The sequence below is a fragment of the Mesorhizobium sp. LEGMi-168a genome (assembly GCF_058312955.1).
In genome coordinates this window covers 185,659-208,168 of sequence record NZ_JBZEGV010000008.1, presented here as the reverse complement: position 1 = coordinate 208,168, position 22,510 = coordinate 185,659, and the positions used below count along the sequence as shown (strand labels likewise).

Genomic DNA, 22,510 nt, shown 5'->3' with positions numbered 1-22,510 from the left:
GATGGCGGCGAGTATGAAACTCTGCGCCAAGACGCTGCATCTGAGATGCCGGCCAGGCCGGCGCGATCCATCATCCGGGGGATATTGCAGTGGCCGCAGGCACGGAAGCCGCAGAAGCCAGGAATTGGTCAAGCCTGCTGGTCGCGGCGGAGAAGGGCGATGCCGAGGCCGTCGGCTCGGAACTGGCGGCGGGCCCGGACATCAACCAGACCGACGAAGGCGGCTGGTCGGCGTTGCATCTTGCGGCCCACAACGGCCGCATCGCGGTGCTCGAAACCTTGATCGGCCACCCGGCGATCGACGTGAATTCCAGGAACAAATGGAAGAGCACGCCCTTGAGCCTGGCTGCTGCCAAGGGTCACTACGCCTGCATGCTGGCGCTGGTGAAACACCCGCAGATCGAAATCGATGCCCGCGCCGACTATTACGGCAGGACGCCGCTGATAGAAGCCGCAAGGAACGGGCATCTGGACGTCGTCACGCTGCTCGTCGAGCATGGCGCGGACGTCAACCTGGCCGACAAGACGGGACGCAACAGCGCGCTCATCGAGGCCATCAAGGGGCGGCACTACGAGGTCGCGGACTATCTGCTGGCGTCCCGGAAGGTGAGTTTCCTCAACAAGGACATGCGGCTGAACGCCCTGATCTGGGCCGGCAGCACGCGCAACGCGGAACTCATCGAGAAGCTGGACGCGGCGATCCACGCCTTCTTCGAAGGCAAGTGAACGATAGCTCTCAGTTCCTCAGTGCGATCGTCGCCGCGGCGCCACCCATGCAGACGGCGGCTCCCCGGTTGAACAGGCGCGTGGCGCCACCGATTGCAAGGTGCGGCGCGTGCCGGCGCCTATGGTCAAGCGACGGCCAAGGGCGGCCCGGTAATCTCCATATCGAATTGGGCCGCGATCGCCTTGATTTCTGCGAGATCGCGCGGAATCTCCAACCCCCGTGCGGCAACCGTCGAGAAAAAACTTTCGAGACCGCCCGGGGACAGAATGGCGATCCATCGTGCATCTTCAACGACGACGAACGCGTGCTCAACGCCAGCGGGAATGTAGAATACTTCGCCGGCGGTGCGTTCGGAGACTTCCCCGGCACGCCAGAAGCGTAGCCGCCCTTGCAGAATGACGAAGACTTCGTCGGACTTGGGATGGCGGTGGCGCGGCGGTCCATCGCCCGGACCAGCATGGGATGCAAATGCTCCAAACTTTCCGCCCGTCTCGCGCGGCGTCAGAAGCGCTTCGTAGTGGGTGCCATTCCAATCGGTTTGAGTACCAGCTGCTACCCGCGTTTGCATCCGAGTGTCCCGCGATAGAAATGGCTTTGCATCGGCACGATAGTTACACGTAATGTCGGGCGGTCGCCTCGTATGAACATATGAGATGCGGCGCGGACCAGCGGGGAAATGGTTGTCAGTGAAACCGGCTTCCGGCAAACTGCAGGTCCCGTCGGGTGAGGAGCGGTAAATTCCGGCCAGGGCAGATGTCAGAAGCGCGCGTCCACGACTTCGATCGACTGGTCGGGCAGATCTACGATGCGGCGGTTGAGCCCGGCCGCTGGCCGCAGGTTCTCGAGCTGCTGTCGGATTTTCTCGAGGGCGCCGCCACCAAGCTGACGTTCCAGAACGCGAGGACATTGCACAGCGAAGCGAGTTCGGTGCGCATGCCGCCGGAGGCGGACCGCACCTATGCGCAGTACTACTACAAGACCAATGTGTTCCTGCCACGTATCGCCAGGCTGCCCGCCGGCACTTTGATTCCGGTGTGGAACCTCCTGCCGCGCGAGGCCTACCAGCGCTCCGAGTTCTATAACGACTTTTGCCGGCCCGGCGACATGTGCCACCCGATCGGGGTCGTGCTCGCCAACGAGCCCGACGTGCGCGTCGTGTTCACGTGCGGACGCGCCAAGGCGGCCGGCGAGTTCGAGCCCGAGCATCTCGAACGGCTGCGCCGCATCGGGCCACACCTGGTCCGCGCGGCGGGCGTGAGGCTGCGGCTCTCGCGCTCCGAGCTCGCCAGGGATGCCAATGCCGAGGCGCTCGACCGGATCGCCCAGGGCGTGCTGATCGTGGCGGCGACCGGCGAGATCCTGTTCGCCAACCGGACGGCCGAGGCGCTGCTTGCCGAGGCCGACGGGATCAGGACCGAAAAATCGGCGCTGCGTGCAACTAGGCCGGCGGAAGCGGCGCAATTTCAGCGGTTGATCGCCGCGGCCGCGGAGCGATCGGACGCCGCAGGCGGCGTGATGGCGCTCGCGCGGCCGGCGCCGCGCCGGCCGCTGAGCGTGCTGGTGGCGCCGCTGATTACCCAGTCGACATGGTTCGTGGCCGGCCGCCCCGCCGCGATCGTGTTCGTGGCCGATCCGGACAGCGCGCCAAGAACCGCGCAGCACCAGTTGCACAGTCTCTATCGGCTGACCCCGGCCGAGGCGGCCGTGGCCATGGCGATCGCACGTGGCGAAGGACTGCAGGCAGCCGCGGATGAGCTCAAGATCAGCGTCACCACGGCGCGCACCCACCTGCAGCACGTATTCGAAAAGACGGAGACGCGGCGACAGGCGGAGCTGGTGCGCCTCATCGCGGCGACTGGGCTTTACGACCGACAATAGCCGGACCTTTTCGCGGGCGGGCAACCCCTGCGCTGCTTTCCACGCGTACTGCTCCAACGCTCCCTCTCGCCGGGGGCGGGAGATCGCTAACCGCCTTCCGCCGCCACCATCTTCTCGACCACCCAGCGATACTTGCCGATCCGGCGATTGCGGCTAAAACCCTGCGCCTCGAACATCGCCAGCGTGCCGTTATGCAGGAAGGCGCCGGCAACCGAGCGCCCTTCAGCGTCCTCCGGATAGCTTTCCACCATGCCGCCGCCGAGGCGGCCGATCTCGGTCAGCGCGCCGGCAAGCGCCGCCGCGGCCACGCCTTTGCCGCGCCGGGCCTTGTCGGAGAAGAAGCAGGTGATGCGCCAGTCCGGCAGCGCCGTCAGCCCCTCGCGATAGGCGCGCTGGTGTTTTATGCGCGGCAGTTCGGCGGTCGGTCCGAACTGGCACCAGCCGACGCAGTCCGGACCGTCGAAGACGAGCGCGGCATGGGCGCGGCCTTCGCGCACCAAGACCTCCTTGGCGACGCGGTTGCCGGCGGCGCCCACGCCCTTGGCGTGGAAGGCCATGCACCAGCAGCCGCCCCACACGCCATTGTGCCGCTCGACCAGCGCGGCAAAATGCGGCCAGGTGGTCATGTCGAGAGGTTTTGTGCTGAAGCTCATCGCCGACCTCCTCAGCGGCAAGGATAATAGATCCAGCCCGGTTTTGAAGCGGGGTGGCCAGAGCTGCCGATCTCCCCCTCGAGGGGGAGATGTCGCCGGAGGCGACAGAGGGGGTCGCCGCGCGTGGAGCGCCAACTTCTTCTTCGTTTCGACAAAGGCGCGCCGGCGCTCGAGGTTAGACGACCCCCTCTGCCCTGCCGGGCATCTCCCCCTCAAGGGGGGAGATCGGCAGCTCCCTACCCCGTCCCCGACCTCAGCGCCTCCCTGCCCTCGTCGTCGCGGCGCAGGCGCGCGTCGGAGATCAGCACCACCGGGCACGGGCAGTGCTGCAGCACGCCGCTCGTCGTCTCGCCGAAGATGAGCTCGTGGCCCGGCCGCCGCGCCACGCCCATGACGATCAACGCCACCTGCCTGCCCGCCTGGCGGGCAATGGCATCAGAAGCGGCGGCCCTGCTGCGGATGGCAGTCTCGATCTCGACGCCATAGCGGTCGGCAAGCGCGACGATGTCCTTCAGCACAGCCTCCCTGCGGCGATGCGAGACGGTGTCGCGCGGCTCGTCGCGGCCGATCCGCGCAACATAGAGCATCTTGACCGGCGCGCCGGTGACGGTGGCAATGGCAAGCGCCAGCTCGGCGCCACGGCGAGCGACCGCGGTGCCGTTGACCGGCACCAGGATCTTGCCGGATCCCGGACCGAGCCGCGGCATCTGGCGGCCGGCACCGGCCGGCTTCAGCACCAGGCAGAGCGGTCCATCGAAGGCGCCGGCAACCTCGCTCAGCCGGCGCGAGAAGCCGCCCTTCGCGGTCACCGCGCGGCCGAGGCCGATGAGCAGCAAGCCATAGCCCTTGCGCGCTTCCTTGGCGACCGCCTCGGCCGAGAGCGCGGCATCGTGCCGGCGGCGCATGACGGGGACGTCACGCGCGGGCTCCTCGTCGGCTTCCTTCGCAGCCTCGCGGCCCTCCTCGGCGCCCCTCTCGATCTCGTCCGGATGCCCCGCTTCGCCGGGATCGGCTTCGCTTTCGCCGCTGGCGTGCAGCGCCGTCATCGGCTTGCCGGCGCCGATCACGCCGGCAAGGTAGGCGGCGAAGCGGCCGACCACGCCCTCGTCGACCACCACCAAGAGCCGCTCCAGATTGGCGATGAAGCCGCGCTGGTCGACCTCCTCGCGCTCCAGCCTTTTCTTCTCCGCCTCGCCGATCGACAGCCGGCCGAGCGCCCAGCGCAGCGTCGGCGGCATCGCCAAAGTGGTGATGACGGCCATGGTGACGATCATGGTGAAAAGCGTGTGCGAGAGCACGCCGATCGACAGGCCGATCGAGGCGACGATGACCTCGGTCGAGCCGCGCGCGTTCATGCCGCAGCCGACTGCGATCCCCTCGGCGCGGCTCATGCCGGCAAACTCCGCGCCGATGAAGGCGCCGCCGAACTTGCCGATGCTGGCGATCGCCACCAGCGCCACGGTGAGCAGGAGAAGCTCGGGATCGACAAGCACGGTGAGGTCGGCCGAGAGACCGGCAACGCCGAAGAACACAGGCATGAACAGCGCGGTGATGACGCCGCGCAGCTGACCCTCGATGTGGCGCGACAGGATCGGCGACTCGCCGACCAGTATGCCGGCGACGAAGGCGCCGAGCACGGTGTGGACGCCGATCAGGTCGGTGATCAGCGCCATGGCGCCCATGATGGCGAGGATGACGGTGACGACGGCATATTCGATGCGGAAGGTGTCGTTGGTCCAACGGATGGCGTCGAAGACGATGCGGCGGCCGATCGTGAAGGAAAAGACCATGAAGGCGGCGACTGCGGCGAGCGTGAAGGCGAGGCTGCCGAGCTCGATGCGGCCATGCGTGGCGATGCCGATGGTGATGGCGATGATCACCCAGCCGATCGTGTCCTCGATGATGGCCGAGGAAACGATGATCTGGCCGAGGTCGCGGCGCATGAAGTTCATCTCGCGCACCACCATGGCGACGATCTTGACCGATGAGATCGACAGCGCGGTGCCGAGGAAGAGGCCGGCGACGATCCGCTCACTGCCGGTGGCGAGCAGCGAGGCCGGCATGAACTGCGCCGCCACGAAGCCGAGCACGAAAGGCACTGCGACGCCGGCAGCGGAGATGGAAAAACAGGCGCGGCCGACCCTGCGCACCAGCCGCAGATCCGTCTCCATGCCGGTCAGCAGCAGAAGCATCAGCACGCCGAGCTGGGCGATGGCATTGATCATCGACTTTTGCGCGGCATCGCCGGCAAAGACCACGCGCTCGGCCGCGGGCCACAGCCAGCCGAGCAGCGAAGGCCCGAGCAGGATGCCGCCTATCAATTGTCCCATCACCGCCGGCTGGCCGAGGCGCTCCAGCAACTCGCCGATGCCGCGGCCGACGAGCAGCAAAAGGATGACTTCGAGAACGAAGATGCCTTCGCTGGACATGCCGCTCTTCTCGGCAGCCCAGGCGACAGCCGGCATCAAAGGCAGCGCCGCCGCAGCGAGCGCGATCGTCCAGCTCCGATTGGTTAGGAAGGACAATTTCTGCACCCCTCAGTTATGCCTGGCGATAACGGTTTGGCCACTGCATCGGTTGCACGGGGAACCAGAACTGCCAATCTCCCCTTAAGGGGGAGATGTTCGGAAGGACACATGGGCGCCGTAGAGCGCCTTCTTCGATCCAATCCATCTGCGGCATACCCCATTCTTAATCTGAACGCGTGGACGAAAGCGACTGAAATGCTGGCGGGACAGCGCCCCCCTCTGCCCTGCCGGGCATCTCCCCCACGAGGGGGGAGATTGGCAGCTTCGGCGACCCTGACAATTCAATTCAAATGCGGTTGTGGATGTTTGCGTTTGGGTAAAGCGACTCGCTCATGGTCGAGACACGGCGGGCAATAAGGAGAAGCTAATGAAAAGCGACTTTGCCGCCGCCCACCTGCACCTCGACAGGGCCTGTCACTATCTGCGCGGCGACGACGAAACCAGCCGCGCCGCACTCGCGGCGCTAGACCTCGTGATCGAGGCGGTCGCTACCGCCCAATATGCCCGGCCCGAGGCCGAGGTGGTGCCGTTTCCGGCGGCTTCAAAGCGGGCAATGCCCCCCATCGCATCCTGACCTATCCGCCTGAAAGGGCGGGAACATTTCAGCCGGCCGCACATTGTGTTATATGGGGTGTGGCCGGCTTATTCGGCCGGCCACGGCGGGAGGCACGTGGCACGGGGATGTCGCAGGTCCAGACCATAAAACCAGCCGAGGCGGCCGCCGCGCCGCGAGGATCCGACGCGTTCGCGCTGAAGCTGACCTCGTCCGAATTCGCAACCACCATGTCGCATTTCCACCGCGCCGAGATCGCGCGCATGGCCGGCTGGCGCGACCGGCTCGACCGCACCAGCAACTGGTCGATCACGGTCGTTGCCGCGATGCTCTCGGTGTCGCTGTCGACGGCGAGCGCGCATCATGGCGTGCTGCTCTTCGCCATGCTTTTGATCACGCTGCTTTTGTGGATCGAGGCGCGTCGCTACCGCTTCTTCGACGTCTACCGCGCGAGGGTGCGCCAGTTCGAGCGCTACTACTTCGCGCAAATCTTCTCGCCGCAGCCGGACTACGCCTCCAACTGGCTGGCCATCCTGGGCGAAGGCCTGCGCTCGCCGCGTTTCCTCATCTCGCAGCGTTCGGCGCTGATCAGGCGGCTGCGCCGCAACTACATCTCCATGTACACGATCCTGCTGCTCGCCTGGGTGCTCAAGATCACCACACCGAGCCTGTCGCGCGAAGGCTCGCCGCTCGGCTTCGGCGCCTCGCTGCTCGACACGTTCCGGGTGGCGACGCTCGGTCCTATCCCCGGCGTCGTGGTGGTGTGCGGCGTGGCGGTGTTCTATATCGGCATGCTCGCCGCGGCTTTCCTGATCAGCGCCGATGACGGCGAACTGTCGTTCGGCGACGTGCATGTGTGAGCGGTCCAACGTCGTATAAAGCGCCGCCTCACAATCCCGGCGGCCTGACGAAGCCGTCGGTCAAGCGCGCCAGCGCCTTGGCGGCGGCGAGCAGCTTCATGTCCGAATGGCGGCGGCCGACGAGCTGGGCGCCGATCGGCAGGCCCTCCCGGTCGAGGCCGATCGGAATGACGGCGGCCGGATGTCCGGTCAGGTTGAAGCGGCAGGCATGGCTGAGCGCGCTCCAGTAAGGCGTCTCGACGCCGTCGACGGGGATCGGCGCCCCCATCTCGCGATGGCGGAAGGCGGTGCACATCATAACCGGGCAGACGAGCGCGTCCCAGTCGTCGAAGAAGCGCTCCCAGGCGAAGATGAATTCGTCGCGCCGGTTGAGCGCCTCGAGATAGGCCGCCAGCGAGGGCGAGGCTTCGCGCGGCTGCCAGAAGACCTGCGAGTACCAGGTGATGAGATCGGAAAACAGCGCCCGCTCAGCCGCAAAATCATGATGCGGCAAGGCCTCCCCTACCCGCGCTCCGCCGACCTCGATCGCGCCTGCGAAGCCTGTAATCGCCTCGGCGATGTCGAACGCGGTCGGCACGCCCGGGAATTCGGGCGCGAAGGCCACTTTGAGCTCTCCGAGCGGCGGCTCCGGTGCCTCGTCGGTCGCCACCGGCGGCACTTCGGTGTCGAGGCCGTCGGCGCCGGCGATGAGACGGTGGGCGAGGATGAGATCGTCGACGTCGCGGGCTATAGGCCCAATGTCGAACAGCAGGCGGAAAGAGCGCGGCATGTCGGGCGGATCGGCATAGCTGCCGGTAATCGGCACGGTCGCCTGCGTCGGCTTGAAGCCATAGATGCCGGTGAGATGCGCCGGCATACGGATCGAGCCGCCTGCGTCGCTGCCGATCTCCAGCGGCACCAGCCCGGCGGCAACCGCCGCCGCCGCGCCGCCGCTGGAGCCGCCGGGCGTGCGCGTGACATCCCAAGGGTTGACGGTGCGGCCGAAGATTGGGTTGGAGGTCTGCAGGTCGCGCAGCCTTGGCGGCACATTGGTCTTGCCGATGATGATGGCGCCCGCCTTGCGCAGCCGCGCGGCGATCGTGCTGTCGGCGGTCGGAACATGGTCGGCAAAGGCCTCCAGGCCGACCGTGGTGCGCATGCCGGCGGTAGCGTGCCCGTCCTTGAGCGTGATCGGCACGCCATGCAGCGGGCCGACGACATCGCCGCGCGCGATCGCCAGGTCGGCAGCCTTCGCTCCGGCGCGGGCCGCCGCCTCGTCGAGGGTGACGATGGCGTTGAGGAGCGGATTGACCAGCGCAATCCGGGCAAGCTGCGCCTCCATCGCCTCAACGGCGCTGACTTTCCTTTCGCGGATCGCCGCCGCCAGTTGTCTGGCGGTGAGGAAAGTGGTGTCGGGGTGGGTCATGGTCGTGTCCTCCCTTCGGAAGGAAGTAGGGGAGTGGGGGAGTAAGGGAGTAGGGAAGAACAGATTGCGGGGACGCGTATTTTGACTCCCATTCCCTTATTCCCCTACTCCCTCAATTCAACGAAAGCGTTGCACGAAACTCCTGCGCGGTGTTGCGGTTAGGATAGGGCTCGGGCGGCACCGGGACGCCGAGATGGGCGCAGAGCGGCTCCCAGCCGTCGCCGAGCTTGTGGATCAGCAGGCGCTCGGCCGGCACTGTCTTCAGCACCGCCTCGACATTGGCCTCGTAGACGGCGATCGCATGCGCGTGGTCATCGGGGCGGCCACCGAAGACCTGTTTCGCGACCAGCGAAATGCCCAGCGACTCCTGATCCTGGCTGCCGGCGATGGCCGGCAAGATCGTCTTTTGAAAACTCTCCCACCAGCGTTCGGGCGAGCGCCAGGTGAGGATGACGCGCGCCTGCGGGTAGGCTTCGATCAGCTCGCGCCAGTAATGCGCCGACGGCCAGTCGACGCATGATTTATAGCCGGCAAAGAGCCTGTTCCAGTCCGGCGCAGCGCCCTTGGCCAAGGCGCGCCAGAGCCGCTTCTGCTCCTCATGCGCCGAGACATCAGACATGTGGTGGCACGGACCGAAGCCGAGCATCGTCAGCGCCTCGCGCATCGAATCCGTGCCGGTCCGGCCAAAGCCGGTTCCAATCACCCCGATCGACATTTTCCCCTCCTCCCTGAAGCAAGTCAGCCCGCGAAAATCACTCTGCCTGGACAACGAGCCGCAAGCGATTGCCCTCCGGATCTGCGGCCTCGATCGCACCCTCGATCTTTTTCACCGACACGTCGGCGACATTGAGCCTGGAAGCCACCGCATCAAGCTGTTCGGCCGACACAAGCGCGACCGTGAAATGATCGAGGCCGGCAGCATTCGGCGGCGGTTCGCGCAGTTCGTCGCGCGCCCAGATGTTGAAGGCGATCATATGGGCGCGACGTTCGGTGCCACAGTCGAACATGCCGAAGGTCCTGGACTGGATATGCGGCTTGAAGCCGAGCACGCCGACATAGAATTGCATCAGCGCCTCCGGCGTACGGGCACGCATGTGGATGTGGCCGATGAAGGCGTCTCGCGCCATTCTCTGCTCGACATGGCCGGAATTGCCGAGGTCGCGCAGCAGGCCCGGGACGTCCAATGGCTCGAGCCCGGAATGCGCGCTGCCGTCGGTGGCGATCAGCGCCACTCGGCCCTCGGCCGACACTGCCCGGCGCAGGAAGCGCTCCGGCGTGTCGAAACAGATCTCGATGCCGTTGCCGGACGGGTCGGAGACGTAGAGCGATTCCGAAACCAGATGGTCCTGGGCGCTGTATCTCAGGCCCGACGCCTTGAGGCGGGCGGCGGCATGGGCGAGATCGCGGCGGGTCGTCACGTGGATGGCGACATGGAAGAGATCGCGCGATTTCTGCGGCAGGGGCACGCTCGCACCGGCATGGAGCACGATCAGCGTCCTGCCGCCGGCGCCGAGCTCCGCCGTGGCGTCGTTCTCCTCTATCGGTTCGAGTCCAAGGGTATCGCGCCACACGGTCAGGGCCGCCGGGATATCGGTCACCTTGAGATGGACCGGCCCGAGACGAGTGGCTTGAGACAGCAATCCTTCGTCCATCGTCGTCTATCCGATTGCGGTCGGCAACATATTAGCTCTGAACGATATTTCTGTCTTGCGCCAAGTTCGGGTTGACCCCTCCCCGGCGGGCGGCGACTATTGCGGCGATAGACTGAGGAGGAATTCACATGGACGAGACCGACCACTGGCGCAACATGGCGAGCGCGCCGCGGGACGGCAGCCGCATCCTGGTGACGGTGCGCTCGTCCGAACAGGGACCGGCCGAGGTCGACATGGCCTACTGGTCGCGCGCCGACCAGTTCGGCGTGGAAGGCTGGCGGGCCTCCGATTCCTCGCCGGGCCGCGTCGTCGAATATGCCGAGCCGGAACTGAGGTGCTGGATGCCGCTGCCCACGGCAGGGCGGGGATCGATGCCGAGCCCATGGGAAGGGGATGACGTGCCGCTGGTGGATGGCGAGGGGATTTAGGCGGGGCGCCCTCTCCTTATTCTCTCCCCAGGAGATTGGCGAAGGCGCCGAAGCTGCCAATCTCCCCCCAAGTGGGGGAGATGTCCGGCAGGACAGAGGGGGGCGCCGTAGAGTAAAAACGTCGACGACCTAGACCTCGGCCAAAACCTTCGACGATGACCCACGCGCCTTTGCCGCCAAGACACCGCGCCAACGCGAAATCGATGCGCAGGGTCATGACCGACGCCGAGCTGAAACTCTGGAACGAGCTTCGTGCGCATCGGCTGATGGGGCTCGGCTTTCGCAGGCAATTTCCGATCGCTAGCTACATCGTCGACTTCGCCTGCCCCGAGAAGAGGCTCGTCGTCGAGGTCGATGGGTCACAACATGGCAACGCGGGTCTTGCCGAGGCTGACGTATATCGGACGAAGCGGCTGGAGCAGGATGGCTGGACCGTGCTGCGGTTCTGGAACGACGATGTGATCCGCGACCTCGATAATGTCTGCCAGCACATTGTCATCACGGCCGGATTGGCCGATCCGGCCTGAGAGGTCGGCGATGTCCGATGTCCGCCAAGCTGGCGGGACAGCGCCCCCCTCTGTCCTGCCGGACATCTCCCCCACTTGGGGGGAGATTGGCCGTCGCGGCCGCTTTCGCCAATCGCCAATGTAAGCAGAAGGTGGCGCAGCGCCTCATCCCACCGCCACCAGCACCTCTCCCGCCTCCACCTTCGCCGGATAGGTGCGCAAATTGATGCACGGCGGCAGGCGCTTGGCCGCTCCCGTGCGGTAGTCGAAGGCGCCGGCGTGCTTCGGGCATTCGACCTCGTAGTCCATGACCAGCCCGTCGGCGATGTGCACGGCCTCATGCGTGCACAGCCCGTCGGTGCAAAACACCTCGTCATCGGGTGAGCGGAAGACGGCGTATGTCTTGCCGCCATGGTCGAAGCGGCGAGCGCCTTCCTGTTCGATGTCGTCGAGGCCGCAGGCCCTGATCCAGTTGGACATTGCTTTTCCTTTTGCGTGGCGAAAGTCCCCTCACCCGGATTGCCAGCCGAATAGCGAAGGGCAATTCGGGGCAATCCGACCTCTCCCCAAGGGGAGAGGTGGCCGCGCAGCGGCCGGATGAGGGAGACGCGCTCCGTCCCCTAGTTCTTGCCCAAGTATTCCGCCGCATTCGCCGACGTCACCAGTTCGAACGGCACGTAGACGACGCGGTCGACCTTCTCGCCCTTGGCGAGCGCGAGGGCCGCGTCGACACCGCCGCCACCCTGCCCCTTGGCGTTCTGGAACACCGTCACCGAAAGCTCGCCGGCCTTCATCGACTGCAGCCCGTCCTGGGTGGCGTCGATGCCACCGACGACGACGTTCTTCATGTCGACGCCATTGGCCTTCAGCGCCAGGATCGCGCCGATGGCGGATTCGTCGTTGTTGGCGATGACGGCGTCGGGCGCCGGGCCTGCGGTCAGCCAGTTGGTCATCAGATTCTGCGCGTTGTCGCGCGACCATTCCGACGACTGCTTGTCGGTGACCTTGATGAAGCTGCACATGTCGGTGGCAAAGATCTGCTCGACATCCTTGGTGCGCTGGAGCGCGGCCTGGTGCACCAGGCTGCCCATGACGATGTAGGCCGTCGCGCCGGCCGACTTGCCCTTGGCGCGCAGCATTTTGCAGACCTCAAAGGCTTCCAGCGTGCCGGACTCGACCTCGTTCGAGCCGACATAGACCTGTTTTTCCGGAAGCTTGGCCATGTCGACCGGCTCGAGATTGACGAAGACCAGCGGGATGCCGGCCTTGGCCGCTTCCTCGCTGATGGTCTTGGAGGCATTGGTGTCGACCAGCGTGACGATGATGGCGTCGACGCCGCTGGCGATGAAGTTCTTCACCTGGTCGAGCTGCTTGGCGACGTCGTTCTGGGCATCCTCGACCTGGATGTCGGCGCCCTCCTCCTTGGCGCGGTCCTGCATGCCGTGCATCAAAAGCGTCTGGAAATTGTTGTCGAAGTTGACGATCGAGACGCCGAGCTTGGCGGCGAAGGCTGTTGCCGGCATCGACAAAGTCGCGGCAAATGCCGTCAACCACAAAGCGGCTAAAGCCGTCGAGATGAGCAGTTTCTTCACGGGTTTCCTCCCTTTGCGGATGGGTGCCGGTTCACCCCGCTTTTGTCTCCGGCCCTTTCGGGATGGTTTGGGTGGATGGCCGAAGGCCATCTCACCAGCGGGCGGCTCAGACCGACCACGTGGCTGTCGTCATTTCGCAGCGGCGTTGGCGCGCGCCTTCTTCTTCTCGTAGCGGGCCTGCATGCGGGCCTCGCCGTCCTTGCTGCCGTCGTGGAAGGTGCCGAACCAGCGGTCGAACGGGATCAGGCCGTCGCCGTAGTTCACCTCGAAATATTTGTGATGCAGGTAGTGGATGTAGGCGTGGCTATCGACGCTGGTGTTGTCGGTCAGCTCCACCTTGTCGAAGCCGACATGGCCGGGAATGGCGCCGAAGCCGGCATAGTGGAGCTGGTAGAGCGCCAGCAGCGGGTTCGACGGGATGATCAGGTGCCAGAAGGCGACGCCGAGATAGCCGAGCTGCTCCACCGGATGCATCGACAGCGACGACCAGGGCGACGGGTTGACCGAATTGTGGTGCACCGAATGCACCCGTTTGTAGAGCGGCCCCCAGTGGATCGCGCGGTGCAGCAGGAAGAAATGCGTCTCGTGGATAATCGGCACCACCAACGCCAGCAGGAACAGGTAGACCGGGTGCTCGGCGACGGTCAGCCACGGCACGTAGCCGTTGGCGTAGAGATAGAGGATCGTCACCTCGATCGCCGTCCAGACCGGCATGCCGGTGCCGAAGGTGCGCAGCATGTTGTCGAGGTTCTGGCTCTCGAAGAAGAAGGCCTTGCTCTTCTGTTCCGAGGGCCATTTGCCGTTGTATTTGAAGCGGTTGCCCTGGGCCCTCAATATGTAGAGTCGAAGCTCGAAGGCACCGAAGAAGACCAGCAGCGCCGCGCAGTTGACGATGAAGAGGCGCAGGATCCAGCCGACAGCGAGCGTCTTCATCACTTCGACGTCGGGCAGTACGAACCGCCACCACGCCGCCGCCGAGAGGGCGAACAGCAGGTTGTACGGCAGGAAATAATGCGGCAGCCATTTGAGCACCGCCAGCGGGCGCGGCGGGAAGGCGAAGAGCGGCGCGGTGCCGGCAGGCTCGTTCGGCGCCCAGTCGCCCCTTTTGTTGCGCGTGCCGTATTTAAGGTCGTCCATGGCTGGTCTCACAAAGACTGGGAAAGTGTGAGGAAGCGGTCATAGGCGGCATCGTCCATATCCACCTGGTGCTTCGCTTCGGGATAGGCGCCGGCGGCGACGTCGCGGCCGAAGGCGCGGAAGGCATTGATGCGCTTTTCCTGCAGCTCGGCCTCCAGCGTAACGAGGTCGGCATAGCGCTTGGCGTGGCGCGGATAGTGGCCGGTGTGGGTGCCCAGCACATCGCAGGAAAACAGATACTGCGTGTCGCAGGCCGTGCCGCAGCCCATGCCCATGGTGATCAGCGGCGTCGAGCGGGTGATGTGTTCGGCGAGGCGCACCGGCACCACCTCGACCTCGATGCAGGCGGCGCCCGCATTCTCAAGGTCCTTCGCCGCGCGAAGCACCTTGAAGGCTTCCTCGGCCGTGCGGCCGACAGCGCGGAAATTCGTCCAGGTGGCGCGGTTCGGCACCAGGCCGACATGGCTGGTGACGGGAATGCCTTCGGCCGCCATGGCCTCGATGAAGCGCGGCGAATGCGATGAATAAACCGCATCGGCGCCGCGCTTCATCATGGCGAAGCCGAGCCGCACCGCCTCCTCGGGCGAAGCGACCGCGCCATGCGGCATGCCGACGGAGAGGAAGGCGAAGGGTGCCGCCTGGCGGATGGCTTCGAGATTATGGTCGGGTTCGCAGGATAAGATGACGATGTCGCAGGCGACGGCGGCAGCAGCCTCGGCCGGCGTGTCGACATGCAGCTGCAGCCATTTCTTGCTGCCCTTGGCGCTCTGCAGATCGTAGGCCGTCAGGCGTCTGGTCACTGGTGATCCTCCCGTTCGCGAAGGACGATCGGTGGCGGAAAGTCCCCCTCACCCGGATTGCCAACCGAATTGCGAAGGGCAATTCGGGGCAATCCGACCTCTCCCCAAAGGGGGAGGAGCCGCGCTGCGTCGGTGCCGGCCTCTTCTCCCCTCGGGGAGAAGGTGGCCGCGCGGCGGCCGGATGAGGGGGAGAGTCCGATCGTCTCCCGTTCACGGGCGAGTTAGCACCGGGACACGCGCTAAGGCTCGCGGTTCCTTGATCAAATCAGATCAAAGGTTCTCGGCGGTGAAGGTGATGAAGCGGATCGGCGGGTTGTCGACCGGCAGGTCGTGCAGGTTGAGTGCCGCAAGCACAAGGTCGATGGCGCGGCGCGCCTGGGCCTCCGGCGCCTGGTCGAGCACGACGTCCATCGTGCCGTCGCGCAAGGCCCGCGTGCTGCGTTCGGTCAACTCGTGGCCGACGAAGAAGATGCCGCGGCCTCTAGGGTACTTTCGCAGCACCTCGTTCAGCGCGGTGTTGGCGCCGCCGGCATTGTAGAGGCCGGCAAGATCGGGCCAGCGCTTCAGCGCCTCGTGCAGTTGCTCGGCGTTGCGGTCGCCGTCGTCGAAACCGAAGAGCGCCGCGACCGGCTCGAAGTCGCGGCCCTCTTCGATCAGGTAATCGAAGAAGCCGCGCACACGGTCGCGATGGACGCGGTAGATTTGGCTATGGCAGATCGCGACCACCTTGCCCGGCCGCCTTTGCATGCGCGCCATCAGCAGCCCGGCCATGCGGCCGGCGGCGTAGTTGTCGATGCCGACATAGGTACTCTTCGTGCCGGAGATCTGGGTGACGATCTGCACCGTCGGGATGTTTTCGGCTTCGAGTTTCGCGAGCGCCGCGCTCACCAGCGGATGGTCGGGCACGGCGAGGATAAGCGCCGCGCGGCGGAGATCCGGCTCGAGGATGCGCCTGGCGATCGCGGCGGGGTTCGCTTCATCAAGGAAGGTGCGGTGGACGGCAATGGTGCGGTCGAGGGTGGCCGCGATGCGTTCGAAGGCGCGGGAAAGGCGGGCGAAGAAAGTGGCGTCAGGCCTGACCAGGATCACCTCGATGCGGATGACGCCGCGATGCGCCTCAGGCAGCCGGCGCGGATAATCGAGCGAGCGCGCCGCCGCAACCACCTTCTCGACGGTCTCTGGGCGGACCCCGCCCCTGCCATTCAGCACGCGCTCGACGGTCGCCGTACCGACGCCGGCGCGGCGGGCTATTTCGAGGAAGGTTGGCTTTGGAATGGGTGGGCTCCTGAGCTACAGGGGTGCAAGCGTAGCCAGAGGTTTCGCGATTTCCAAGGTGAGCAACCGCGGACGTTGCCGGAAAGCGCCGTCGGCGGAACTGCTGATCTCCCCCCTCGTGGGGGAGATGTCCGGCAGGACAGAGGGGGGCGCCGTAGAGTAGAAGCGTTGGCGAGACAACTCAGTTCCGTAGCTCCACCATGCCACATACGCCCTTGCCGCCCCGACATCGCGCCAACGCAAGATCGATGCGCAAGGTCATGACAGATGCCGAACTGAAACTCTGGAACGAACTTCGTGCCCACCGACTGATGGGCCTCGGCTTCCGCAGACAGTTCCGATAGCGGGTTACATTGTCGACTTCGCTTGCCCAAAGAAGAAGCTGATCGTGGAGGTCGATGGCTCACAACACGGGAACGCGGGCGTTGCCGAGGCAGATACTTCGAGAACCAAGCGTCTAGAAGAGGATGGCTGGATCGTCCTGCGTTTCTGGAACTACGATGTGATCCGTGACATCGACAATGTCTGTCATCATATTGTTATTGCGGCCGGATTGGCTGGACCGACCTGAGAGGTTGGCGGGACAGCGCCCCCCTCTGTCCTGCCGGACATCTCCCCCACGAGGGGGGAGATTGGCAGCTTCACCGCCGGCTCCACGAGGCTCCACAAGGAGAGACGCTAATCCTCAGAACAAAAACGCCGCCGTCGCCGGATCGGGCCCGGTGCGGCCGTCGGCGGAGTCCATCCCCCGGATGGTCTGCATGTCCTCGCCATCCAGTTCGAAATCGAAGACGGCGAAATTGCCGGCGATGCGCTCCTGGTGGATCGATTTCGGAATGACGATCAGCCCTTGCTGCAAGTGCCAGCGGATGATGACTTGCGCCACTGACTTGCCGTGCTTCTTGGCAATGCCTTCCAGCGTCGGGTCGGCGAGCAGCCGGCCGCTGCCCAGCGGGCTCCAGCTTTCTATTCTGATGTCGTGCTTCTTGTGGAACTCTCTACTGTCGCGCTGCTGGAAGCGCGGGTGCAATTCGATCTGGTTGACGACCGGCGTCACGCCGGTCTCGCCGATGATGCGCTCCAGATGATCCTGATTGAAGTTCGAGACGCCGACCGACTTAATGCGACCGGCTTGCTTGAGCTCGACCAGCGTCTTCCAGGCTTCAAGATATTTGTTCTGGCTGGGCACCGGCCAATGGATGAGGAACAGATCGATCTGGTCGATGCCGAGCTTTTGCATCGTGTCGTCGAAGGAGCGAAGCGCCGCATCGCGCTGGTGGCCGCCATTGCGCAGCTTCGAGGTGATGAACAGCTCAGCCCTCGGCAGGCCTGCGGCGCGGATCGCCTCGCCCACGCCCTCCTCGTTGCGGTAGCCCTCGGCTGTGTCGATCAGGCGGTAGCCGGCCTCGATCCCCCAGCGCACGACTTGTGACGTGATATCCGGATCGACCTGCCACACGCCTAGGCCGATCTGGGGGATTTTCGAGCCGTCGTTCAAGGTGAGCTGTTCAGGCATGCGGCGGTTCCTTCTGCACGGTGGGTTGGCCCCGCCTATGTAGGCCGCGCTCCCCTGAATGCCAGTCGATGACGCCGAAACTGCCAATCTCCCCCTTCGTGGGGAGATTGGCAGTTTCACCCCCTCGCCCCGAACCGCAGCCCATCCATCAAGAGCTTCACCAGCCGTCCCGAGCGCTCGCGCCAATCGGGCGTGTTGGGAGCGGAGTAGATGCCGCCCAGCGCATGCATTACATCGGAGGCGTCGACGTCGGCGCGGATTTTTCCCGAGGCGGCAGCCGCTTCGATCAGGCGCCGCATGGCCTGCGAGACCCGGCCGGAGGTGTCGGAGAACAGCGTCGAGTTGGTGGTGAGCAGGATGCGAAGACTTGTGGCGAGGCCGCGCTTGGTGGCGATGTAGTCGACGAAGCGCTGCATCCAGAGTTCCAGCGCGACGTCGGCCGGATGATCGCGGGCAAGCTCCTCCGCCGCCTGGCAGAGCCCTTCCACCTCGCGGCGGTAGACCACCTCGACCAGATGCTCGCGCGTCGGGAAATGCCGGTAGAGCGTGCCGATGCCGACCCCTGCCCGTTTCGCGATCTCCTCCAGCGAGGCATCGACGCCGTCGGCCGCGAAAGCCTGCGCCGCCACCTCGACGAGCTTGTCGCGGTTGCGCTGCGCATCGGCGCGCAGCGGCTTCTGAGCCGGCACTTCCGGCTTTTCGGCAGTCTCTGGCGGCTCGTCGGACAGTTTTTTCTCCACTCTCGCAATATGGGGCTTGAACCAACGCGGGTCAGCCCCCACGTAGTTAAACGGAGGTGCCTCCGTTTTAGTGGAGCACCTTTATCATATAATCAGGGGAAGCGGTATGTCACGTGCTCAGCGCGGAATCTCCCCCCTCGAGGGCGAGATGTCGCCGAAGGCGACAGAGGGGGTCGCTGCGCGTGAAGCGCCGGCGCCCTCCGCGACGCCAGACGGCGTTGGCGTTCTACGTGAGACGACCCCCTCTGACCGCTTCGCGGCCATCTCCCCCCTCGAGGGGGGAGATTAGGCTGCGCCTTCCCTTGCCCCTCTCCTCCCAAGCCCCATTTCCATCCCCCTAGCGTCCAGCAATCGGAGCCCGACGCCCCATGACCAGCCAAAGCAGCCAGACCATCATCGATCCTCCCGAAGACGGCCATTTCAGGAACGGCCTCGCCGAGAACAGCGCAACAACTCAGCCCAGCCCGACCACCCTCTCCCTCCACCTCACCATCAACGGCGAGACTCATGCGCTCGATGTCGAGCCGCGTGTGACGCTGCTCGACGCGCTGCGCGAGCGGCTCCACCTCACCGGCACCAAGAAAGGCTGCGACCAGGGCCAGTGCGGCGCCTGCACCGTCCATGTCGACGGGGAGCGGGTGCTGGCCTGCCTGACGCTCGCGACACAGGTCGAGGGCCGCTCGATCACCACCATCGAGGGGCTGGCCGACGAGGACGGCACGCTCCACGCCGTGCAGGCCGCCTTCCTCGAACAGGACGCCTTCCAATGCGGCTATTGCACGCCGGGCCAGATCATGTCGGCGGTGGCCTGCATCCGCGAAGGCCATGCCGGCTCCGACGAGGAGATCCGCGAATACATGGCCGGCAATCTGTGCCGCTGCGGCGCCTATCCGCACATCGTCGCCGCCGTCCGCCAGGCAGCCAGGGAGCTCCGCTCATGAGAGACTTTTCCTATCTTCGCGCCGACAGCGTCGAGGCTGCGCGCAATGCGGCCGTCCTTCCCGGCGCCATGCTGCTTGCCGGCGGCACGACGCTGGTCGACCTCGCCAAATGCGGCGTCGCCGAACCCTCGACCGTCATCGACATCAGCCATATCGAGGGCCTCAACGCCATCGACGTTACCGCCGACCGCGCCGTGATCGGCGCGCTGGCGAAGATGAGCCATGTCGCCGACCATGCCGGGGTGAAGAGCCATTTCCCGGCCGTGTCGGAGGCGCTGTGGCAGGCCGCCTCGGCGCAGCTCCGCAACATGGCGACCATCGGCGGCAACCTGATGCAGCGCACGCGCTGCCCGTATTTCCGCGATCCCGCCAACTTCCCGGCCTGCAACAAGCGCTTGGCCGGCAGCGGCTGCTCGGCGATCGGCGGCGTGACGCGCGGCCATGCCGTACTTGGCATCAGCGAGGCCTGCATCGCCACCTATCCGGGCGATCTCGCCATCGCGCTCGTCGCCTTCGACGCCGAGGTCGATCTCGGCGAGCGTAAGTTGAAGGTCGAGGACTTCTTCCTCGCCCCCGGCGCCACAGCCGAACAGGAGCACGACATCCGCCCCGGCGAGGTGATCACGGCAATCGAGATCCCCGGCTCGGCCGCAGCCAGACGCTCGACCTACCTCAAGGTGCGCGACCGCCAGTCCTATGAATTCGCGGCGGCGAGCGCGGCAGTCGGGCTGGAGCTTGAAAGCGACGGCCGCACCATCCGCGACATCCGCGTCGCGCTCGGCGGTGTTGCCACAAAACCGTGGCGGGCGCGCGAGGTCGAAGAGGCGCTCAAAGGCCAGGCGCTCGACGAAGACATAGTCCGCAAGGCGAGCGAGCTCGCCATGGAGGGTGCCGTCGACCATGGCGCCAACCACTACAAGATCGCATTGGCGCCGCGCGTTGTCGCGCGCGCCATCCTCAAATTGGGAGAGACGGCATGACCGTTCACGACATGAAACACGCAGCGTCGGATAGCGTGCGCCTCGAAGCGGTCGGCGGGCGGCTGTCGCGCGTCGACGGTCCGGCCAAGATCACCGGTGCCGCGCATTACGCCGTCGAGCAGCAGCTCGAAGGGCTGGCGCATGCGGTGCTGGTCGGCGCGACCATCGCCGCCGGCAAGGTGACGGCGATCGACACACGCGCGGCCGAGACCGCGCCCGGTGTGCTGGCGGCGCTGACCCCCGACACAATCATGGAGCTGAAGGGTGCATCGGACTGGTTCGGCAGACCGCCATCCGCTGAAACCTATTGCCCTTTGGCCCGCGAGGTCACCTATTCCGGCCAGCACGTCGCGGCGGTGGTAGCCGAGACTTTCGAGCAGGCGGTGGCGGCGGCAGCGCTGGTCAAGGTCAGCTATGACGAGACGCCGGCCATCGTCGATTTGAGCGACGGCAAGGCCGGCGACGGCATCCCGATCGACGCCATGACCAAGGAATGGGGTGACGCCGAAGCCGCCTTCGCCGAAGCGCCGGTGCGCGTCTGCGTGGCCTACAACACGCCGCGCGAGTTCCAGGCGGCGATGGAGCCGCATGGGTTGATCGCGCGCTGGCAAGGCGACGCGCTCACCATCTGGGAGCCCAGCCAGTGGCTGGACGGCATGGCGCGCACCTATGCCGAATGGTTCGGCGTGCCGTTCGAGAATGTGCGGCTGGTGTCGCCCTATATCGGCGGCGGCTTCGGCTCGAAGGCCCTCGCCCTCGCGCACAGCGCGGTGGCGGCGGCAGCGGCGAAGATGCTCGGGCGGCCGGTGAAGCTGGTGCTCAACCGCCCGCAGAATTTCACCTCCTATGGCGGCCGCGCGGCGACACGCCAGACGGTTGCGATCGGCGCCGACCGGGACGGCAAGATCCAGTCGATCGTGCATCGCGGCGTCAACGAGACGGCGGTCGACGGCATATGGGTCGAGCCGCTGGGTTCCGTCACCTCGATCATGTACGCAACACCCAACTTCTCCTCGAAGCAGAATGTGGTGCGGGTGAACACGGTGGTGCCGGGCGCAAAACGCGCGCCGGGCGAGAACCCCAGCGCCTTCGGCATCGAGAGCGCTATCGATGAGCTCGCCTATGAGCTTGGGCTGGATCCGCTGGAAATGCGGCTGATCAACTATGCCGAACAGGATCCGGAAGCGAAAAAGCCGTGGTCGACACGCCAGTTGCGCGAGGCCTTCGCTGCCGGCGCCGAGGCCTTCGGCTGGGCGAAGCGCTCGGCCGCGCCGCGCTCGATGCGCGACGGCCATCAGCTCGTCGGCTGGGGCGTGGCTGCCGGCACCTATCCGGTGCGTCGCGCCTATGGCGAGGCGGTTGTAAGAATCCTCGCCGACGGTTCGGTCGAGGTCGAAAGCTCCTCCATCGACATGGGCCAGGGCACTTACACGATCCTCGCCCAGACTGCCGCCGAGACGCTCGGTGTGCCGGTCGACCAGGTTTCGGTGAAACTGGGGGATTCCCGCTTCGCTCGCGCCGGCGTCACCGGCGGCTCGCGGCTTGCCGGCGTCATGACCGGCGCCGTCTACAAGGCGGCCGGCCAGGCGCTCGACGAACTGGTCGGGCTGGCGCTCTCCGATCCGCGCTCGCCCTTCCAGAAGCTGCAGGCGAACACACTGCAAGTGAGAGACGGCCGCATCGCCTCGCCGCGCGGCGAAGGGCCGGAGCTATCGATCGCCGAGCTGATGAGCACGCTTGGCCGCGAACGGATCGAAGCCAAGGGCGACACCGTTCCGGCCAGCTTCACGCCGGAGCAGCGCTACAACAACTACACCACCATCGCCGTGGCGATCCCGCACACCGAGGGCGACTATTCGCGCCATTCCTGGTGCGCGCATTTCGTCGAGGTGCGGGTCGACGAGGACTTCGGCACGGTGCGCGTCTCACGCGTGGTGTCGGCGCTGGATTCCGGCCGGCTCTACAACCCGAAGCTGGCCGAAAGCCAGTGGAAGGGCGGCATCATCATGGGCATCGGCCAGGCGCTCTTGGAGGAAGGCATCGTCGACCGCCGGCACGGCCGCATCGTCAACGGCAATCTCGCCGACTACATGCTGCCGACCAATGCCGACATCCCGGATATCCAGACGATCTCGGTCGGCATCCCCGACCCGCACTCCTCCGCGCTCGGCGGCAAGGGCGTGGGCGAGCTCGGCATCGTCGGCGTCGCCCCGGCGATCGCCAATGCGGTGTTCCATGCCACGGGGAAAAGGGTCAGGGATCTGCCGATCACGCTGGAGAAGTTGATTTAGGCGCCGGCGCTGAAGCTGCCAATCTCCCCCCTTGTGGGGGAGATGCCTG

At 65.8% G+C, this 22,510-nt stretch carries 23 protein-coding genes and 1 pseudogene; 10 read left to right on the top strand and 14 right to left on the bottom strand.

The genetic code is table 11. The annotated features are described in order from the left end of the window. Window positions 1-89: 89 nt before the first annotated feature. Window positions 90-725 (top strand): ankyrin repeat domain-containing protein, encoded by a 636-nt coding sequence (locus AC4FWB_RS14250; protein WP_491026739.1) that lies wholly within the window; start codon window positions 90-92, stop codon window positions 723-725. A gap of 125 nt (window positions 726-850) precedes the next feature. Here AC4FWB_RS14250 and AC4FWB_RS14245 read toward each other — a convergent pair whose 3' ends face one another. Continuing rightward, complete coding sequence (locus AC4FWB_RS14245; RefSeq protein ID WP_491026738.1) at window positions 851-1,294, bottom strand: cupin domain-containing protein; 444 nt, start codon at window positions 1,292-1,294, stop codon at window positions 851-853. Between the two features lie 185 nt (window positions 1,295-1,479). Here AC4FWB_RS14245 and AC4FWB_RS14240 point away from each other — a divergent pair, with 185 nt between their 5' ends. Then, a complete protein-coding gene (locus AC4FWB_RS14240; RefSeq protein WP_491026737.1) occupies window positions 1,480-2,604 on the top strand; it encodes a helix-turn-helix transcriptional regulator in 1,125 nt (374 codons plus the stop codon). 86 nt (window positions 2,605-2,690) lie between these two features. Here the strand turns inward: AC4FWB_RS14240 and AC4FWB_RS14235 are convergent, their stop codons facing one another. Next, window positions 2,691-3,257, bottom strand: a complete 567-nt coding sequence (locus AC4FWB_RS14235; protein WP_491026735.1) for a hypothetical protein — start codon at window positions 3,255-3,257, stop codon at window positions 2,691-2,693. 236 nt (window positions 3,258-3,493) lie between these two features. Then, window positions 3,494-5,722 (bottom strand): cation:proton antiporter domain-containing protein, encoded by a 2,229-nt coding sequence (locus AC4FWB_RS14230; RefSeq protein ID WP_491026792.1) that lies wholly within the window; start codon window positions 5,720-5,722, stop codon window positions 3,494-3,496. A 430-nt stretch (window positions 5,723-6,152) separates the two neighbouring features. Here AC4FWB_RS14230 and AC4FWB_RS14225 point away from each other — a divergent pair, with 430 nt between their 5' ends. Together AC4FWB_RS14225 and AC4FWB_RS14220 are read left to right on the top strand one after the other, a co-directional pair. Continuing rightward, the gene (locus AC4FWB_RS14225; protein WP_491026734.1) at window positions 6,153-6,359 is read left to right on the top strand and encodes a hypothetical protein; all 207 of its coding nucleotides are present in this window, start codon (window positions 6,153-6,155) and stop codon (window positions 6,357-6,359) included. Window positions 6,360-6,466: 107 nt separating this feature from the next. Beyond that, a complete protein-coding gene (locus tag AC4FWB_RS14220) occupies window positions 6,467-7,198 on the top strand; it encodes a DUF2270 domain-containing protein (RefSeq protein WP_491026733.1) in 732 nt (243 codons plus the stop codon). Window positions 7,199-7,226: 28 nt separating this feature from the next. Here the strand turns inward: AC4FWB_RS14220 and AC4FWB_RS14215 are convergent, their stop codons facing one another. The 3 genes from AC4FWB_RS14215 to AC4FWB_RS14205 all read right to left on the bottom strand — a co-directional run bounded on the left by AC4FWB_RS14215 (window position 7,227) and on the right by AC4FWB_RS14205 (window position 10,255). After that, entirely contained in the window at window positions 7,227-8,603 is a 1,377-nt protein-coding gene (locus AC4FWB_RS14215) for an amidase (protein ID WP_491026732.1), read from the bottom strand. Window positions 8,604-8,715: 112 nt separating this feature from the next. Beyond that, window positions 8,716-9,318: a sulfotransferase family protein gene (locus AC4FWB_RS14210; RefSeq protein ID WP_491026731.1), complete on the bottom strand. Its 603-nt coding sequence runs from the start codon at window positions 9,316-9,318 to the stop codon at window positions 8,716-8,718. Window positions 9,319-9,355: 37 nt separating this feature from the next. Then, entirely contained in the window at window positions 9,356-10,255 is a 900-nt protein-coding gene (locus AC4FWB_RS14205) for a VOC family protein (protein WP_491026730.1), read from the bottom strand. 128 nt (window positions 10,256-10,383) lie between these two features. On the opposite strand from AC4FWB_RS14205, the gene AC4FWB_RS14200 reads away from it, so the two are divergent. Further along, window positions 10,384-10,683, top strand: a complete 300-nt coding sequence (locus AC4FWB_RS14200) for a hypothetical protein (RefSeq protein WP_491026729.1) — start codon at window positions 10,384-10,386, stop codon at window positions 10,681-10,683. A 16-nt stretch (window positions 10,684-10,699) separates the two neighbouring features. Here AC4FWB_RS14200 and AC4FWB_RS14195 read toward each other — a convergent pair whose 3' ends face one another. After that, the gene (locus AC4FWB_RS14195) at window positions 10,700-10,900 is read right to left on the bottom strand and encodes a hypothetical protein (protein WP_491026795.1); all 201 of its coding nucleotides are present in this window, start codon (window positions 10,898-10,900) and stop codon (window positions 10,700-10,702) included. On the opposite strand from AC4FWB_RS14195, the gene AC4FWB_RS14190 reads away from it, so the two are divergent. Further along, window positions 10,839-11,210, top strand: a complete 372-nt coding sequence (locus AC4FWB_RS14190; protein WP_491026728.1) for an endonuclease domain-containing protein — start codon at window positions 10,839-10,841, stop codon at window positions 11,208-11,210. The genes AC4FWB_RS14195 and AC4FWB_RS14190 overlap by 62 nt on opposite strands. 144 nt (window positions 11,211-11,354) lie before the next feature. Here AC4FWB_RS14190 and AC4FWB_RS14185 read toward each other — a convergent pair whose 3' ends face one another. The 5 genes from AC4FWB_RS14185 to AC4FWB_RS14165 all read right to left on the bottom strand — a co-directional run bounded on the left by AC4FWB_RS14185 (window position 11,355) and on the right by AC4FWB_RS14165 (window position 15,993). After that, window positions 11,355-11,669: a MocE family 2Fe-2S type ferredoxin gene (locus AC4FWB_RS14185; protein WP_491026726.1), complete on the bottom strand. Its 315-nt coding sequence runs from the start codon at window positions 11,667-11,669 to the stop codon at window positions 11,355-11,357. A 140-nt stretch (window positions 11,670-11,809) separates the two neighbouring features. Further along, window positions 11,810-12,781, bottom strand: coding sequence for a substrate-binding domain-containing protein (locus AC4FWB_RS14180; protein WP_491026724.1), 972 nt, complete (start codon window positions 12,779-12,781; stop codon window positions 11,810-11,812). A 129-nt stretch (window positions 12,782-12,910) separates the two neighbouring features. After that, window positions 12,911-13,918 (bottom strand): sterol desaturase family protein, encoded by a 1,008-nt coding sequence (locus AC4FWB_RS14175; protein WP_491026723.1) that lies wholly within the window; start codon window positions 13,916-13,918, stop codon window positions 12,911-12,913. A gap of 8 nt (window positions 13,919-13,926) precedes the next feature. Next, window positions 13,927-14,718 carry a 3-methyl-2-oxobutanoate hydroxymethyltransferase gene (locus tag AC4FWB_RS14170; RefSeq protein WP_491026722.1) on the bottom strand — a complete coding sequence of 264 codons (792 nt, stop codon included), beginning with the start codon at window positions 14,716-14,718 and terminating at the stop codon, window positions 13,927-13,929. Between the two features lie 270 nt (window positions 14,719-14,988). After that, complete coding sequence (locus AC4FWB_RS14165; RefSeq protein WP_491026791.1) at window positions 14,989-15,993, bottom strand: LacI family DNA-binding transcriptional regulator; 1,005 nt, start codon at window positions 15,991-15,993, stop codon at window positions 14,989-14,991. 200 nt (window positions 15,994-16,193) lie between these two features. Here AC4FWB_RS14165 and AC4FWB_RS14160 point away from each other — a divergent pair. After that, window positions 16,194-16,564, top strand: a pseudogene (locus AC4FWB_RS14160) (endonuclease domain-containing protein). A gap of 114 nt (window positions 16,565-16,678) precedes the next feature. Here AC4FWB_RS14160 and AC4FWB_RS14155 read toward each other — a convergent pair. After that, window positions 16,679-17,509, bottom strand: a complete 831-nt coding sequence (locus AC4FWB_RS14155; RefSeq protein WP_491026720.1) for an aldo/keto reductase — start codon at window positions 17,507-17,509, stop codon at window positions 16,679-16,681. 116 nt (window positions 17,510-17,625) lie between these two features. Further along, window positions 17,626-18,249, bottom strand: a complete 624-nt coding sequence (locus tag AC4FWB_RS14150) for a TetR/AcrR family transcriptional regulator (protein WP_491026718.1) — start codon at window positions 18,247-18,249, stop codon at window positions 17,626-17,628. Window positions 18,250-18,740: 491 nt separating this feature from the next. Between AC4FWB_RS14150 and AC4FWB_RS14145 the strand changes: the two genes are divergently transcribed. The 3 genes from AC4FWB_RS14145 to AC4FWB_RS14135 are packed head-to-tail and all read left to right on the top strand — an operon-like array spanning window position 18,741 to window position 22,461. After that, window positions 18,741-19,190, top strand: coding sequence for a (2Fe-2S)-binding protein (locus AC4FWB_RS14145; RefSeq protein ID WP_491026790.1), 450 nt, complete (start codon window positions 18,741-18,743; stop codon window positions 19,188-19,190). Next, window positions 19,187-20,170 carry an FAD binding domain-containing protein gene (locus tag AC4FWB_RS14140; protein ID WP_491026716.1) on the top strand — a complete coding sequence of 328 codons (984 nt, stop codon included), beginning with the start codon at window positions 19,187-19,189 and terminating at the stop codon, window positions 20,168-20,170. Before AC4FWB_RS14145 ends, AC4FWB_RS14140 begins: the two co-directional genes overlap by 4 nt. Next, complete coding sequence (locus tag AC4FWB_RS14135) at window positions 20,167-22,461, top strand: xanthine dehydrogenase family protein molybdopterin-binding subunit (RefSeq protein WP_491026715.1); 2,295 nt, start codon at window positions 20,167-20,169, stop codon at window positions 22,459-22,461. Before AC4FWB_RS14140 ends, AC4FWB_RS14135 begins: the two co-directional genes overlap by 4 nt. The last annotated feature ends 49 nt before the right edge of the window (window positions 22,462-22,510 follow it).